The organism is Cupriavidus sp. YR651, assembly GCF_900101625.1.
Classification (GTDB): Bacteria; Pseudomonadota; Gammaproteobacteria; order Burkholderiales; family Burkholderiaceae; genus Cupriavidus.
In genome coordinates this window covers 422,208-437,041 of sequence record NZ_FMYZ01000002.1, presented here as the reverse complement: position 1 = coordinate 437,041, position 14,834 = coordinate 422,208, and the positions used below count along the sequence as shown (strand labels likewise).

The window sequence follows — 14,834 nt, the reverse complement described above, 5'->3', positions numbered from 1 at the left end:
GACGGAAGGAGACAACGACCATGGACGAGATCGTCAAGCAAGCGATGGCCCGCTGGCCCAACGTGCCCAACTGCTACGGCTGGCTGGCATTGGACCGGCGCGGGCAATGGCGCATGCGCAATGAATTCGCGCAGCAGCATGGCCTGTCCGGCGACCCGATCCGGCATGACGCCCTGGTCGGCTTTATCGAGCGTAACTATGTGCAGGATGCGCGCGGCGGCTGGTTCTTCCAGAACGGGCCGCAACGCGTGTTCGTCTCGCTGGCCTATGCACCCTGGATCGTGCGGCTGCACGAGGGGCGGCTGACCACCACCACGCAACGGCCGTTCGCGCTTGAGGCCTGCCATGCCGACGAGCACGGCAACGTGGTGCTGGCGGGCAAGGTGGAGGGCCTGAGCGGCGATGCGGCACGGACGCAGGCCGCGCTGCTGCACGACCATGATCTCGACGCCTTCAGCAGCGCCTGCACATGGCACGGCGAGGCATGCGGCGCCGTGCTCGGCGTGTTCCATCACGCCGGGCGCGACATCGATATCGAACCGATCGTGGAAGACGAGGTGCCGAAGCGTTTCGGCTTCGTCCGGATGCCGGAGCCGGAGGCAGAGCCAGGCTGATCCGCGCGGGAGTGCCTCCCGGGGACATGCCAGCCTAGTTCGGCATCCCCTTGTTGTCCTGCCGCTCCTCGCGGTACTGCAGCTGCAGCTGGTGCAGCCGCGCATCGACCTCGGACAACGTATAGAAGTCGCCATCGCCGGCCTTGCGGGCGATCTGCAGTTGCTCGATGGCGGCCTGGTACGAGCCATCCATCGCATATTTCTCAGCCAGCGCCTGGTGTTGCTTCAGGCGCTTGCCCTGCGCCGCATACGCGCGCGCCAGCAAATCCCACCATTCACTGCGCGCGGTTTCCTCGCGCGTCCGGGAACGCAGGAAGGTGACGGCGTCGTCGAGCTTGCCCGCGGCCACCAGCGAATCGGCATAGGTCAGCGCCACGGCGTGCGACAGCGGAAACGCGCGCAGCGATGCCGTGGCCTGGGCCAGCGCATCCTGCGGGCGGCCTTCGGCGCGCGCCAGCTCGATCGCCATCACGTCGAGCATCGGGCTGCCCGACGACGCGCCAGGAATATTGCCGTAGAGGCGCCGTGCCTCCGCCAGCGCCTGGTCGGCCGCCGGGTAACGGCCCAGCCGCTGGTTGGCGAACGCGATGCCGTAGTACACCGCCGGCAGGCGCATGGCCGGCGCGCCGTTCAACTGGGCCTGGAGGGCCGCCAGCGCATCGCGTTGATCGTTTGGCGTGGTCGCCTGGATGACCCGCGCCCGCACCCGGGCAAATTCATACTCGGGTGTATTGGCGACCTTGCGCGCCATCACGTGACGCACGCGGTCCTGCATGTCTGCGATCCGCTCCGACGTCAGCGGGTGCGTCCGCACGTAGGTCGGCACCGAGTTATCCGAGATACCCGTCACGCGCTGCAGGCGCGAGAAGAAATCGGGCATGCCCTGCGGATCAAACCCGGCCGCCGTCATGATCTGGAAGCCGACGCGGTCCGCCTCGCGTTCCGCGCCGCGCGAAAACGACAGCTGGTTGGCCGCCGCCGCGCCCTGCCCGCCCATCGCCAGCGCCGCCGCGGCATCGCCGCTCTTGGTCGCGGCCAGCCCGGCCAGCACCATCGAGGCCAGCGCGATCCACATCGACTGGTCCTGATTGGTGATGCCGCGCGCGATGTGACGCTGCATCACGTGGCCGATTTCATGGCCGAGCACCGAGGCCAGTTCGGATTCGGTGTCGGACTGGACCAGCAGGCCGGTATGCACACCGATATAGCCGCCGGGCAGCGCGAATGCATTGATCGACCGGTCGCGCACGCCGAACAGTTCGAAACCGGTGGCAAAGGTGCCTGAACCGTTGGAACCCGAAATGTTCTGCTTGCGAGCCGCCTGCACCAGGCGATAGCCCAGCATATTGAGATAGTCGTTCAGCAGTGCATCGGACACGAAATCCGGATCGCGCCGGATATCGCGCATGATGCGGTCACCGAGGCGCTTTTCCATGTCCGGCGACAACGCCGCGGTGGACGGGTCGCCGAGATCCGGCAACTGGACGCCGCCGCCTTCCACCACCGCATTGTTGGTGCGCAGGCCGAACTCGGACTTCTGGCCAGCCTTCACGCTACGGTTGAGGTTGTCGTAGACCTGGTCGCTGGCGTCACCGGACAGCGTCGGGAGCGATGCCGCGCCGGGAGCCTGGCTGGAGATGGCGGTCGGCGTCGCACTGGATGTTGGGCTGGACGTCGCGCTGGACGTCGGGCTGGCGGATTTCAGCCGTGCGGGCGGCACGCCCTGCGGCCAGGCCGGCGCTGCCAGCGTCAGCACGAGCAGGGTCGCCAGCAGCCGCGCGCAATGTGACGCTCGGACGGCGGGAATTCCGGGATCGGTATCGCGGGCACTTGCCGGATCGGGCAGGCGGCGAGGCCATGATGTCTTGGGCATATTGCTATGATAGCGGCCTCCGGAACAGCTTCCCATCGGGCGCGCCCCGGCCCCTGCCGGCCAACGCGATTTCGCAACTCCGAACGCCCATCAGCCGCAAATTGCCATGAGCCAGCTCACCCACTTCGACAACGCCGGACAAGCCCACATGGTGGACGTCGGCAACAAAGCCAGCACCCACCGCGTGGCGGTAGCCACGGGCACGATCACGATGCAGCCCGCCACCTTCGCGCTGGTCCGTGACGGCAACGCCAAGAAAGGCGATGTACTCGGCATTGCCCGCGTGGCCGCCATCATGGCCACCAAGCGCACATCCGACCTGATCCCGCTCTGCCACCCGATCGGCCTGACCAAGGTGGCCGTCGACTTCGCGCTGGACGCGCCGAGCTCCACCATCACCTGCGTGGTCCGCACCGAAACGCACGGCCAGACCGGCGTGGAAATGGAGGCGCTGACCGGCGTGCAGGTCGCCCTGCTGACCATCTACGACATGTGCAAGGCGGTGGATCGGGGGATGGTGATGGGCAACGTGAAGTTGCTGGAAAAGCATGGGGGGAAGTCGGGGGATTGGGTGGCCGAGTAAGGGCCAGGTCAGCGAATCCTCACCCGGCGTTACCGCCCGCGACACAGAAGTGCCCCCGCCTTGTCCCGCCCGTAATAAAGGTAACGCCACATTTCCAAGTTCCCCGCGCCGGCGCCGCTTGCGGCAAATTGGTATTGAATACCAGTCAAGACCGCACGCGGTGCACGGGTTCGCCGCGCGAGCCGTTAATCCAGACGGGTTCGATAACAGGATGCCAGCGCGACGTTCCACGTGACGCGTCCGGCATGTACGCAGTAACTTGGGGTACACATCATGAACGGGCGCAAGCTTTGCCAGATCGCCCTGGCATTCACCGCGCTGGCCGCGACGGTCGCCAGCACATCCGCGCTGGCAGGCGGCCACGGCGGCTACTATCACTCGCGGGCCCGTGTGGGCGTCGGCGTCTATGTCGGTCCTGGCTGGGGCTGGGGCCCCGGTTGGGGTCCGGGGTGGGGCTACCCATATGGCTACGGCCCCTACTACCCCGGCTACGGCTACTATCCGGCGCCTGCGGTGGTTACCGTGCCGGCCAATCCGCCGCAGTACATCGAGCAAGGTTCGGATGGGAACCCGGCCCTGACGGACGGCTCCTCGCCCAATGCCTGGTGGTATCACTGCGACCAGCCCGAGGGCTACTACCCGTATGTCAAGAACTGCCCGGGCGGCTGGCAACGCGTGCCGGCGCAGCCGCCGTCGTCGTGACGCAGGAGCAGACGCCATGAAGTTCCGATCCCTTCCCCTCCTGCTGGCCTGCGCCACCCTGGGCGCCTGCGCCGTGATGCCGTCCGGCCCCAGCGTGATGGTGCTGCCGGGCACCAACAAGTCCTTCGACCAGTTTCGTGGCGATGACTACAACTGCCGCCAGTTCGCGTTTGGCCAGGTGGGCGGCGTGAGCGCCCAGCAGGCTTCCAACGCGTCCGCGGTGGGTAGCGCGGCCGTCGGCACGGCCCTCGGCGCGGCAGCCGGCGCGGCATTCGATGGCGGTGCGGGCGCGGCAGTCGGTGCGGGCGTCGGCCTGCTGACCGGTGCGGCCGTCGGTGCGGGCAATTCGTATAACGCGGGCTACGGTACGCAACGGCAGTACGACGCCGCGTACATCCAATGCATGTATGCCAGCGGCAACCGCGTGCCCGTCTATGGGCAGATGATGTCGTCGCCGCAGCGCTCCTCCGCCGCGACGCCGCCGTCCAACTACCAGCCTTACTACCCACCGCCCCCGCCGCCGGGATACGTGCGCTGAGGTAGCGATGATCGTGGGCTAGCGCAGGGGGACTTAGCTGTGCCCCCGTCGCGCGCGCATGCGGACCCATGCGCAGAACTCGTGCGGACGAATGTCCGGCTCGACTTCATCGCAATCGCGATCCAGCGCGTTGAACTGCGCCACTTCGTCACCCTGATAGTAGTAACGCAGGCGCTCCATCCACAACCGCGCGCGGGCGGGCTCGTCCGTCAACGCCAGCAGCCATGCGGTGCGACGGATCAGGTTCGGCGTCGGCAGCAGATGCAGGGCGGCGATATGCTCCGGCAGCAGGCCGGCAGCATTGTCGGGCGTGATGACGGCGCGCTCGGTGACGTCAGACGCGGCATGCTGGCGGAACCAGTGTTCCGGTAGCGGCAGGCTGTCGCGACGTTCGTCGCTCGCGTATTCGCGCGCCTCCACCCGGCGATAGTCTTGCCAAAGCGTGACCAGCACGAATCCGGAAAGGACGACGAACGCGGTACCCACCGCCACCGACAACGTCTTCGGCCATCGCACCTTGCCAAAGCCCGCCGGTTCCAGCCATGCCAGCAGGAAGCAGAACGGCAGGAAGAAATACAGGTAGTGCAGCGGGTACTCAAGCATCGAGTGGGCGCCGATCATCGCCAGCCAGACCAGCACGAGCACCGTTTGCGCGCGATCCGCATGGGTGGTATGCCAGAGTCGGGCACGGACGACGCGCCAGAACCACCCTGCCAGCACCAGCGCGACACCCCCTGCCCCCACCGCGCCAGTCTTGGCCAGCAGATCGAGGATGGCGTTGTGTGAGTGGAGCGACATCTCCGTCGTCACGCGCAGTTGCGACATCTGCTGGAACTGGGCCCAGCCGAATTCTCCATAGCCGACGCCGAGCAAGGGATGCGCGCGGAACATCGCGAGCGCATGGGCCCAGAGCGCGCCGCGCGCCGAGACCTGATCGCCCGCCTTCAGTTGCGCGACGGTATCGAACAAGTGCCAATCGAAGGCCTGCCCGGCAGCCTTGATCGCCGGCTGGAGGAAGACGATACCGACCACCATCACCACTGCCGCTACGATTAGCGCGGGCGCGCGCTGCATCGTGCTGTGCATCGACCTGGCGCCGCGCGACGCATTCCGAGCCATGAAGGCAGCGATCAACGCGTAGATCGCCGCCAATCCAACATGGACCAGACCGGTGCGCGAGCCTGACAGCACGATGCCCGACTCCAGCAGTAACGCGGCGGTCAGCCATGCCGGAAATCGCAGCCGGCCGCGCGACGCCAGCCAAATGCTGGCGGCCAGCGCCAGCCCTTGCACGGTTGCCTGATGGTTGGGCTGATTCAGATTGCCCCAGAGCCGCCGGTTGTCATCGTAGAAGTAAGCCGACACCAAACCGAACGCTTGGTCTTCCATGTGGAAAACCTGGATCCATTGCGCAAGCGTGCCCAGCAGGCCGGCGACGACGAAGGCAATCGCGATGGCGTCGGCAATATCGACGCGCTCATCAGGGGAGAGACCCTGCCCGGTGCGCCATGCGGCGAACATCATGGAGGCGCCGAGGGCCAGGACGATCTGGGTGGTAAAACGGCTGCCTGAGACGTCTTCCATGCCGGTGGCCGCCTGCAGGATCGTCGTGGCAATCAGCCACAACGGCAGGAGCGCGATCCACGGGAGGAAGCGTGAGCTATCGGATGGCGGCGCGGATCGGTGGAAAGCGAGAAGAAGGACAAGCACCGCGCCGAGCAAGCCAGCAGTCCATTCGCCATAGAAGGTGGCGAGGGGAAGCGTGTGCTTCGAGACCAGCAGCGGGAGAGTGAAGGCTACGACAATCGCCGTCGCCGGGAGCGAAACCCTGGATGGCGGCATGCACGCAGGAAGTGGGGCAAAGGCGCCATCATAGCGTGGAGCACATGCAAAGAAAAAGGCCCTGCGGAAAGTTCAGGGCCTTTTCACAAAACGCTTAGCCTAAATTACAGGCAGCCGGCAGGCTTGTAGCTCGGCTTCCAGGCGCCAGCACCAGTGCCGACGACCGTGCACGTCCAGGTACCGGCCGTGTCGCGGGAGATGTTGATGGTCGCACCGGCGACTGCCGCGTTAGCGTTCTTCGGCGGGGTCGCGGCCGTGTTGCTCGTCATCGTAGCGGTATAGCTGACCGTGCCACCAGCACCGACGGCGGTAGGCGAAACGGGATCGGCATACATGTTCGATGCGACGAAGCCCAGTTCGGCATTCGTGATGCTGGTCGAGCCCTGGTTGATGCGGTCTTCAAAGGCCGTCTTGTATGCCGAGATTTCGCCGACGGCACGCGCCACTTGCGACTTCGCCACGTAATCCTGATATTGCGGGATTGCGATGGCAGCCAGGATACCGATGATCGCCACAACGATCATCAGTTCGATCAGCGTGAAGCCCTTTTGGACTTGACGGCCCATTTTCTTGATTTGTTGTACCCGTTGCATAAGGATTGACCCCTCGATGAGATTTTCGTTACAGAAAGAAACATCTTGTAGCATGTGATGCATTACCCCTAAAGCAGGGAGCGTGCCAGGCACAAGATGGCCGTAAATCTCGTCGTGACGTGACAATTTTTGCCAGCACAGGCGCAATTGCCAGGGGTCATAGGGCAGGAATTGTCACTTCGGTGTGGCGAAGTTCGTCAGTTTGTTGCACTGAGGGCCTCCTCTCTTGCGGCCAACAAAAAAGCGCCCAATCGGGCGCTTTCACATTGCTGGTTTGTACCTTGCCGTTGCCTTAGCTCTTTTTCGCGAACCCGCAAGACTGAGGCAGATACTTGGCCAACGCCGACGACGTGCAATTCCAGCCCACAGACCCCTTGTCAGCATTGACCATGGTGAGCACCACATTCTGATTGATCAGGCCCTTCGCGATGCCCGTCGATCTGAAGTTGGCCGTAATGGTGCAGCCGCCACGATCGTTGGACACCCCACCCGTCACCACGCTGGCGACATAGTTGCCGTTGATGTCGCCGCTCGCCGCAATGCCATAGGCGCCAGCGCCTGCATTGCTAGGGCAGATGCCCGAATTGGCATACACCTCGGTGACGGCAATCTTCTGCCCTGACGCCAGGCTCAACGCTTCCGAAAACTGCGCGCGCGCCACGTAGTCCTGATATTGCGGAATCGCGATACCCGCCAGGATGCCGATGATCGCCACCACGATCATCAGCTCGATCAGCGTGAAGCCACCCCTGCGGGATATACGGTGGAGCGAAACCCGGTCCGACGACGGGCAGCGATGTTTGCGTTGCATATGACCCCCTTGAATCGATATTGGAAATGGATGCTGCGGCGCCCGGCAAAGACACTGTGGTCGCCAAGCAAGGGGCCATCATCGGGGCCGTGTTTCACTCCAAATTTGATGCCGCGCAACCCGCCAAAATTTGGCGCAATTCGGGGTAAATCGCCCGGAATTGCGACGTTTTCCGACTCTTCGGAACCTTCGCACAAGCGGACCAGAGTTTTCCGGTCCGCCCCACTACGCTTCGGTCATCACGCCTGCGCGGCTAGCCTGCCGCCCCCAGTTCCTCACAGGCTTTCGGCAAGTACTTCCTGTCGGCCGACGACTGGCAGCGCCACGTGACTGAGCCCTTGTCCGCATTGCCCATCGTCAGCTTCAGGGACTGGCCGACCAGACCCTTGGCGATGCCGCTGTCCTTGAAGTTGGCCGTGATCGTGCAGCCCCCCTCGGCCGACGCCGTGCCGCCCACGACCACGCTCTTGATGTAGCTGCCGTTGATGGCGGTCGAGACCGGAATACCTTCGGCCGCCGCGCTCGCGTTATCCGGGCAGTTGCCCGAATGCGAGAACGACTCCGTGACCATCGGCTTCTGCCCCGAAGCCAGACTGAGCCCCTCCGAGAATTGCGACCGTGCCACGTAGTCCTGGTACTGCGGAATCGCGATGCCAGCCAGGATGCCGATGATCGCCACCACGATCATCAGTTCGATCAGCGTAAAGCCGTTCGGTTGGGCGGATGCGGGGGCCGTCCGCGCGAGAGGCGCCCGGCACGACGGCTGGCAGATGGATCGGCGGCAAGACAGCCGGCAATTCCTGTCAGATGACCCCGAAGCCGGCTCAAGATCCGGCGGGCACGACGACTCGCAGGATGCGCCACAGGACGGCCCGCAAGGCTCGCCGTTGGTTTGATGTCTGGTTTGCATATGGACCCCTTCATTCATTGAGATGGAAGCAATGCGTGCCGCGCGACGAGAGATCGCGAGCACGGGGGTCATCATCGGAATGCAGGCACGAGGTCGCGATTGACCTCGGACAATTCCGATCGGCTTGTCGGAATTGCTTGGAAATCGGAAGGAATCCGTTGCGTGGTCGCGCCGCGGCGACTGTTGCGGCAATGCCACGCAAAAAAAAGGGCGGCCAAGCGGCCGCCCTTCCTGATGCTCTTGATGCAGACAATCTTCTCGCAACCGGCAGGTTCTGAAAAACCTGCCCGCCGCTTGCAATCCGGCTATCGCAGATCCCTGGCGGGACCGATCAGGCCGTCTGTGCGGTACGTCGCGACAACATCTTGCCGACCAGCACCACCAGCACGGCGCCCACGACGCCAAACACCAGATGGGCATGCGGCACATGCACCTGGAACCACTCGGCATCCACAGGATCGCTCACCAGCATTTCGCCGGCCAGATAGCCCAGCAGCGCGGCGCCCAGCACGATGATGATCGGGAAGCGCTCCATGACCTTCAGCAGGATGGTGCTGCCGAACACGATCAGCGGAATCGACAGGCCCAGGCCCAGGACCAGCAGCATCAGCTGGCTGCCCTCGGGGCCTTTCTGGGCGGCGGCGGCGACGGCCACCACGTTGTCCAGCGACATCACCAGGTCGGCAATCAGGATGGTGCGGATGGCCGCCCAGATGTTTTCCTTGGCGTCATGACCTTCCTCGTCGTCGTCGCCGGTCAGCAATTGCACGCCGATGTAGACGAGCAGCAAGGCGCCCACGATCTTGAGGTACGGCAGGGTCAGCAGCTTGACGGCTGCTACGGTCAGCACCACCCGCATGATGATGGCGGCGGCGCTGCCCCAGAAAATGGCTTTCTTCTGCTGGGCAGGGGGCAGGTTGCGCGATGCAAGGGCGATCACGACCGCGTTGTCGCCCGACAGGACGATGTTGGTCAGGATGATCGATCCCAGCGCGATCCAGAATGCGCTGCTGGACAACAATTCCACGGCAAGACTCCTCGAATTTCTAGGTGATGTTCCAAGCCTGCGGTGCTCACCACTGCGGGCTTTTGGATGTCTGAATTTCCAGACATGAAGATTTATCGTACGAACCTTTCGATTCGGTTTCAATCTCCCTGTCCAACGCCTTGGGACATACCCTAAGGGGCGCGTCACCAGAATGACGATGCCCCCGCACTCGGACGGGGGCAACGAGATTGCGGCGATTCGCGCCAGAGAAGGCCGCTCGCCGCGGGTACACCCGCCGTGGCGTGCCGCATGCCGATCAGGGCACACTCACGCCGCGGCGTATGCAGCACTACTTACAGCATGGCCTTCAACAGACGGGCCATTTCCGACGGGTTCTTGGTAACCGTGATACCGCAGGCTTCCATGATTTCCAGCTTGGCCTGGGCGGTATCGGCACCGCCCGAGATCAGCGCGCCAGCGTGGCCCATGCGCTTGCCCGGAGGCGCCGTCACGCCGGCGATGAAGCCAACCACCGGCTTCTTCATGTTTTCCTTGATCCAGTAAGCCGCGTTGGCTTCGTCCGGACCGCCGATTTCACCGATCATGACCACGGCGTCCGTATCCGGATCGTCGTTGAACATCTTCATCACGTCGATGTGCTTCAGGCCGTTGATGGGGTCGCCACCAATGCCGACTGCCGACGACTGGCCCAGGCCCAGCGCCGTCAGTTGGCCCACGGCTTCGTACGTCAGGGTGCCCGAACGCGACACCACGCCGATGCGGCCCTTGCGGTGGATGTGACCCGGCATGATGCCGATCTTGATCTCGTCCGGCGTGATCAGGCCCGGGCAGTTCGGTCCCAGCAGCAGAGTCTTCTTGTTCTGCTTACGCATCTTGTCCTTGACTTCCATCATGTCGCGGACGGGGATGCCTTCGGTGATGCAGACCACCAGGTCAAGGTCAGCGTCGACGGCTTCCCAGATGGCGGCAGCGGCGCCTGCGGGCGGCACGTAGATCACGGAAACGGTGGCGCCGGTTTGTTCCTTGGCGTCCTTCACGCTGGCGTAAATGGGAATGCCCTCGAAGTCCTCGCCGGCCTTCTTCGGGTTCACGCCCGCCACGTAGGCGTTCTTGCCGTTGGCGTAGTCGCGGCAGCCACGGGTGTGGAACTGGCCGGTCTTGCCGGTAATGCCCTGGGTGATGACTTTGGTGTCTTTGTTAATCAGAATCGACATGCTGTAATCCTTTGCTTGGCGTCGCGCAGCGCGGGCAACACCCACGCGCTGCGTGCACGCATGTGTTTGCGTATCGGCTTACTTGCCAGCGGCAGCGGCCACGACCTTCTGGGCGGCCTCTTCCATCGTGTCCGCCGAGATGATCGGCAGGCCCGAGTCGGCCAGCATCTTCTTGCCCAGGTCTTCGTTGGTGCCCTTCATGCGGACCACCAGCGGCACGCCCAGCTTCACGGCCTTCGACGCCGAGATCACGCCTTCGGCGATCACGTCGCAACGCATGATGCCGCCGAAGATGTTGACCAGGATGGCCTGCACGTTCGGGTTCTTCAGCATCAGCTTGAAGGCTTCGGTCACCTTCTCGGTGGTGGCACCGCCGCCCACGTCCAGGAAGTTGGCCGGCTCGCCGCCGAACAGCTTGATGGTGTCCATGGTGGCCATGGCCAGGCCGGCGCCGTTCACCAGGCAGCCGATGTTGCCGTCCAGCGAGATGTAGGCCAGGTCGAACTTCGAGGCTTCGATTTCGTTGGCGTCTTCTTCATCCAGGTCGCGGTAGGCCACGATTTCCGGGTGACGGAACAGCGCGTTGGAGTCGAAGTTGAACTTGGCGTCCAGCGCGATCACCTTGCCGTCGCCGGTCAGGATCAGCGGGTTGATTTCGGCCAGCGAAGCGTCGGTTTCCCAGAACGCCTTGTACAGGCCTTGCAGGGCCTGGCGGGCTTGCGCAACGCTCGCGTCGGGCACGCCGATCTTGCGGGCGATGTCGTCGGCGTCAGCGTCCTTCAGGCCTTCGGCCGGATCGACGATCAGCGTGTGGATCTTTTCCGGGCTATGGGCAGCGACTTCTTCGATGTCCATGCCGCCTTCGCTGGAGGCCATCAGGGCCACCTTCTGCGAAACGCGGTCCACCACCAGCGAAACGTACAGTTCCTTCTTGATGTCGGCGCCTTCTTCGATCAGCAGGCGGTTGACCTTCTTGCCTTCCGGACCGGTCTGGTGCGTGACGAGCTGCATGCCCAGGATGTTGGTGGCGTAGGTCTTCACCTCGTCGATGCTCTTGGCCACCTTCACGCCGCCGCCCTTGCCGCGGCCACCTGCGTGGATCTGTGCCTTGACGACCCACACCGGACCGCCGAGCTGTTCTGCAGCCTTCAGGGCTTCTTCAACCGAGAAAGCCGGGATGCCGCGCGGAACCGGCACATTGTATTTGCGCAGGATTTCCTTGCCTTGGTACTCATGGATATTCATGCGTGTTTCCTTTCGGGTAGGCGTAAAGGGGATGGGAAAAATTTGGGGGAGACGAACTCTCGCCTGTTCCTGTGGGCCGGCCGTGACGGTCAGCCCGAGGTACCGTTGGGCCGGTCGGCCAGGGTGTCTTCGCCACCTGATGCCAGGGCATCGGCGCGTGACGCGGTCTGGGGGGACGACGCCCGTGCGCCGGCTTTGGGTTTCGGCTGGTGACCATACCAGCGCGGGTAAAACTGGCGAACCACCTCGCCCTCGAAATGGAGCGCATGGCATCCATGGAGCTGGTAGGGTGGTTCGGGATTGGGATCGTCGGCGGCGCCTTCGCGCACCTTGAAGACATCGCCCGCAAAGGCCTGGATCGCCGTGGTTGGCAGCACGCCAGCCAGTTCGGTCAGGTGGGTGCATCCCGCCACGCCGGACAGCCGCTCTCGTACTGCCTTGCGGAATCCCTTCATCAGGTTCAGGCCGATCAGCGCCTTGTAGGCCGGGCCAATGGTGTCGCAATGCGTCGGGTACGGCACCCAGTCGGAGCAGGCTTCAGCGTCCACGATGTTCATGCGCAGATCGATCGTCACGCGCAGCCACAGGTCATGCAATGGCTGGCCGATCGACCGGACGCCACCGCCAGCCAGCGGAATCTCGCGTGGCTTGGTGTCGGTCAGGCGCGCCTCGATGTCCCACAGGCCGTCTTCCCGCAAATACGCTTCCGCCGTAATGGCACGGCGATGACGCAAGGCACGGTTGACGGGCGGGGAGAGTGGCATGACACCAGGGGCAGACGCGGCAGGAAATTGAGGCTGTAACCGGGGGCAAAATGTCGCGGCGCGGGCGGGTCGGCGGATCGCCGCACGGCCACCTTGGCCGGAAAACCCGAAGAGTTTAACATGCCGCGCCGCTTTGACCGGGAACATCCTGTGCTCACAACTGTCGGGGTCGAATTGTTGCAGCGGCAACAACAGCAAACCCAGGCCCGACAAGGGCTGCGCGGCAGCCGCACGGCACGCTGCTGCAGCGCAGCCAAGGGGGACACGGCTCGAAATCCCCTCCTGCGCACGCAGGTATACAGATGTCTGCATCACATCCGGATTTGGGCGTTGGCGAGCCCGGCGGCGCTACCCTGCGGGATCAACCCTCGCCGCCATCCCCATCACCGAAGTCATCGTCCTCTGCGCCACGGATGATCCTGCCGACCACCGCCCGGGAGAAGCCTCGCGCGACCATGAAGCGGATCTGCTTCGCCCGCGCCTCTGGCGATTCGGGGGCGGTGCCGAAGCGCTTGCGCCAGACTTCGCGCGCGCGCTCGAACTCCGATTCGCGCAAGCGGTCCTGCAGCGCATGCAGTTGCTCGTTGGCCAGTTGATGCGTCTTGGCCTCCTGCATCACACGCGCCGCGCCATAGCGGCTGGCGCGCCGGTGGACAAGGCTGTCGACAAAACGCTCGTTGGACAGCCAGTTTTCCCGTTCCAGCGCATCCAGCAACGTCTCGATTTCCTCGGCCGACTCGGCATGTGGCGCCAGCTTGCGCGCCAGTTCCGCACGGCTGTGCTCGCGCCGGGAGAGGTAGCCGACGGCGCGGGCCTTCAGGGAAAGAGGAGGACGTGAGCCAGCCATCGGGAGTCGTCGGGAAGTCGTCAAAAAGAAAAAAGCCGCCGCACTGTCATGCGACGGCCTTTGGTCACCGGGGAAGCGTGTCTCAGCCTTCGATCTCAGCCGGGGCGGCACTTGCAGTGTTGTTCAGCAGGGCCACGCCCAGCGCCGCGCGGACCTTGTTCTCGATCTCGTCGGCGATATCCGGGTTCTCGCGCAGGTACTCGCGGGCATTGTCCTTGCCCTGGCCGATCTTCTCGCCGTTGTAGCTGTACCACGCGCCGGCCTTCTCGACGATCTTGGCGTCCACGCCGAGGTCGATGATCTCGCCCTGGCGAGAGATGCCCTGGCCGTACAGGATGTCGAAGAACGCCTCGCGGAACGGGGGCGATACCTTGTTCTTCACCACCTTGACCTTGGTCTCGTTGCCGACCACCTCGTCGCCCTTCTTGATCGAGCCGATGCGGCGGATGTCCAGTCGGACCGAAGCGTAGAACTTCAGCGCGTTACCGCCGGTAGTGGTTTCGGGTGAGCCAAACATCACACCGATCTTCATGCGGATCTGGTTGATGAAGATCACCAGGCAGTTGGTGCGCTTGATCGTGCCGGTCAGCTTGCGCAGCGCCTGGCTCATCAGGCGGGCCTGCAGGCCGGGCAGCGAATCGCCCATTTCGCCTTCGATTTCAGCCTTCGGCACCAGCGCGGCCACGGAGTCGATCACGATCATGTCGATCGAACCCGAGCGCACCAGCGCGTCGGTGATTTCCAGCGCCTGCTCGCCCGTGTCCGGCTGCGAAATCAGCAGGTCGTTGACGTTCACGCCCAGCTTGCCGGCGTAGTTGACGTCCAGCGCATGCTCGGCGTCGATGAAGGCGCAGGTGCCGCCCAGCTTCTGCATCTCGGCCACCACCTGCAGTGTCAGCGTGGTCTTGCCGGACGATTCCGGACCGTAGATCTCGACCACGCGGCCGCGCGGCAGGCCGCCGACGCCCAATGCGATATCCAGGCCCAGCGAGCCGGTGGAGACCACCTGGATGTCCTGCTCGATGTCCCCATCGCCCAGGCGCATGATCGAACCCTTGCCGAACTGCTTCTCGATCTGGGAGAGCGCGGCGGCAAGCGCCTTCTGCTTCTCAGCGCTCACGCCGGCGCCGGCCTTCTTGTCGTCCATGGTCGTCCTTGAGTCAATGGTGTATAAATAGGCCGCATATGCGGCGCGTGCCTGATTTTTAAGCATTTTCCGAGATCAGGCGAGATCGGACGAGCTTTGATACGGGATCCCGGAGGGACTCCGGCGATCTCTGGTACGCGAC

Annotated in this window: 16 protein-coding genes; 5 read left to right on the top strand and 11 right to left on the bottom strand. The window is 64.1% G+C overall.

Annotated features, from left to right (window positions below; translation table 11 throughout):
- The first annotated feature begins 20 nt into the window (after nt 1-20).
- Nucleotides 21-614, top strand: a complete 594-nt coding sequence (locus BLR29_RS08170; protein ID WP_092136076.1) for a DUF2946 family protein — start codon at nt 21-23, stop codon at nt 612-614.
- A gap of 34 nt (nt 615-648) precedes the next feature.
- On the opposite strand, the gene BLR29_RS08165 is transcribed toward BLR29_RS08170, so the two are convergent.
- Entirely contained in the window at nt 649-2,487 is a 1,839-nt protein-coding gene (locus BLR29_RS08165) for a beta-barrel assembly-enhancing protease (RefSeq protein ID WP_369804569.1), read from the bottom strand.
- A gap of 106 nt (nt 2,488-2,593) precedes the next feature.
- Here BLR29_RS08165 and moaC point away from each other — a divergent pair, with 106 nt between their 5' ends.
- From moaC to BLR29_RS08150, 3 genes are all read left to right on the top strand, one after another.
- Nucleotides 2,594-3,070: a cyclic pyranopterin monophosphate synthase MoaC gene (gene moaC / locus BLR29_RS08160; RefSeq protein WP_092136072.1), complete on the top strand. Its 477-nt coding sequence runs from the start codon at nt 2,594-2,596 to the stop codon at nt 3,068-3,070.
- 273 nt (nt 3,071-3,343) lie between these two features.
- Nucleotides 3,344-3,772: a hypothetical protein gene (locus tag BLR29_RS08155; protein ID WP_092136070.1), complete on the top strand. Its 429-nt coding sequence runs from the start codon at nt 3,344-3,346 to the stop codon at nt 3,770-3,772.
- Between the two features lie 16 nt (nt 3,773-3,788).
- Nucleotides 3,789-4,310, top strand: coding sequence for a hypothetical protein (locus BLR29_RS08150; RefSeq protein WP_092136068.1), 522 nt, complete (start codon nt 3,789-3,791; stop codon nt 4,308-4,310).
- 33 nt (nt 4,311-4,343) lie between these two features.
- Here the strand turns inward: BLR29_RS08150 and BLR29_RS08145 are convergent, their stop codons facing one another.
- From BLR29_RS08145 to BLR29_RS08130, 4 genes are all read right to left on the bottom strand, one after another.
- Nucleotides 4,344-6,152 (bottom strand): PglL family O-oligosaccharyltransferase, encoded by a 1,809-nt coding sequence (locus BLR29_RS08145; RefSeq protein WP_092136066.1) that lies wholly within the window; start codon nt 6,150-6,152, stop codon nt 4,344-4,346.
- A gap of 104 nt (nt 6,153-6,256) precedes the next feature.
- Nucleotides 6,257-6,745 carry a pilin gene (locus BLR29_RS08140; RefSeq protein WP_218132681.1) on the bottom strand — a complete coding sequence of 163 codons (489 nt, stop codon included), beginning with the start codon at nt 6,743-6,745 and terminating at the stop codon, nt 6,257-6,259.
- A 292-nt stretch (nt 6,746-7,037) separates the two neighbouring features.
- Complete coding sequence (locus tag BLR29_RS08135) at nt 7,038-7,469, bottom strand: pilin (protein ID WP_369804568.1); 432 nt, start codon at nt 7,467-7,469, stop codon at nt 7,038-7,040.
- Between the two features lie 340 nt (nt 7,470-7,809).
- Complete coding sequence (locus BLR29_RS08130; RefSeq protein ID WP_255371137.1) at nt 7,810-8,244, bottom strand: pilin; 435 nt, start codon at nt 8,242-8,244, stop codon at nt 7,810-7,812.
- Between BLR29_RS08130 and BLR29_RS32775 the strand changes: the two genes are divergently transcribed.
- Nucleotides 8,225-8,452, top strand: coding sequence for a hypothetical protein (locus tag BLR29_RS32775; protein ID WP_255371136.1), 228 nt, complete (start codon nt 8,225-8,227; stop codon nt 8,450-8,452). The genes BLR29_RS08130 and BLR29_RS32775 overlap by 20 nt on opposite strands.
- Before the next feature lie 345 nt (nt 8,453-8,797).
- Here BLR29_RS32775 and BLR29_RS08125 read toward each other — a convergent pair whose 3' ends face one another.
- The 6 genes from BLR29_RS08125 to recA form a co-directional block, all read right to left on the bottom strand.
- A complete protein-coding gene (locus BLR29_RS08125; protein WP_092136058.1) occupies nt 8,798-9,493 on the bottom strand; it encodes a TerC family protein in 696 nt (231 codons plus the stop codon).
- A 314-nt stretch (nt 9,494-9,807) separates the two neighbouring features.
- Nucleotides 9,808-10,689 (bottom strand): succinate--CoA ligase subunit alpha, encoded by an 882-nt coding sequence (sucD, locus tag BLR29_RS08120; protein WP_092136056.1) that lies wholly within the window; start codon nt 10,687-10,689, stop codon nt 9,808-9,810.
- A 78-nt stretch (nt 10,690-10,767) separates the two neighbouring features.
- On the bottom strand, nt 10,768-11,934 hold the full coding sequence (gene sucC / locus BLR29_RS08115; RefSeq protein ID WP_092136054.1) for an ADP-forming succinate--CoA ligase subunit beta: 1,167 nt from the start codon (nt 11,932-11,934) through the stop codon (nt 10,768-10,770).
- A gap of 89 nt (nt 11,935-12,023) precedes the next feature.
- On the bottom strand, nt 12,024-12,698 hold the full coding sequence (locus BLR29_RS08110; protein ID WP_092136052.1) for a DUF2889 domain-containing protein: 675 nt from the start codon (nt 12,696-12,698) through the stop codon (nt 12,024-12,026).
- Between the two features lie 361 nt (nt 12,699-13,059).
- Nucleotides 13,060-13,545, bottom strand: a complete 486-nt coding sequence (recX, locus tag BLR29_RS08105) for a recombination regulator RecX (RefSeq protein ID WP_092136050.1) — start codon at nt 13,543-13,545, stop codon at nt 13,060-13,062.
- A gap of 82 nt (nt 13,546-13,627) precedes the next feature.
- Entirely contained in the window at nt 13,628-14,692 is a 1,065-nt protein-coding gene (gene recA / locus BLR29_RS08100) for a recombinase RecA (protein ID WP_092136048.1), read from the bottom strand.
- Between the last annotated feature and the right edge of the window lie 142 nt (nt 14,693-14,834).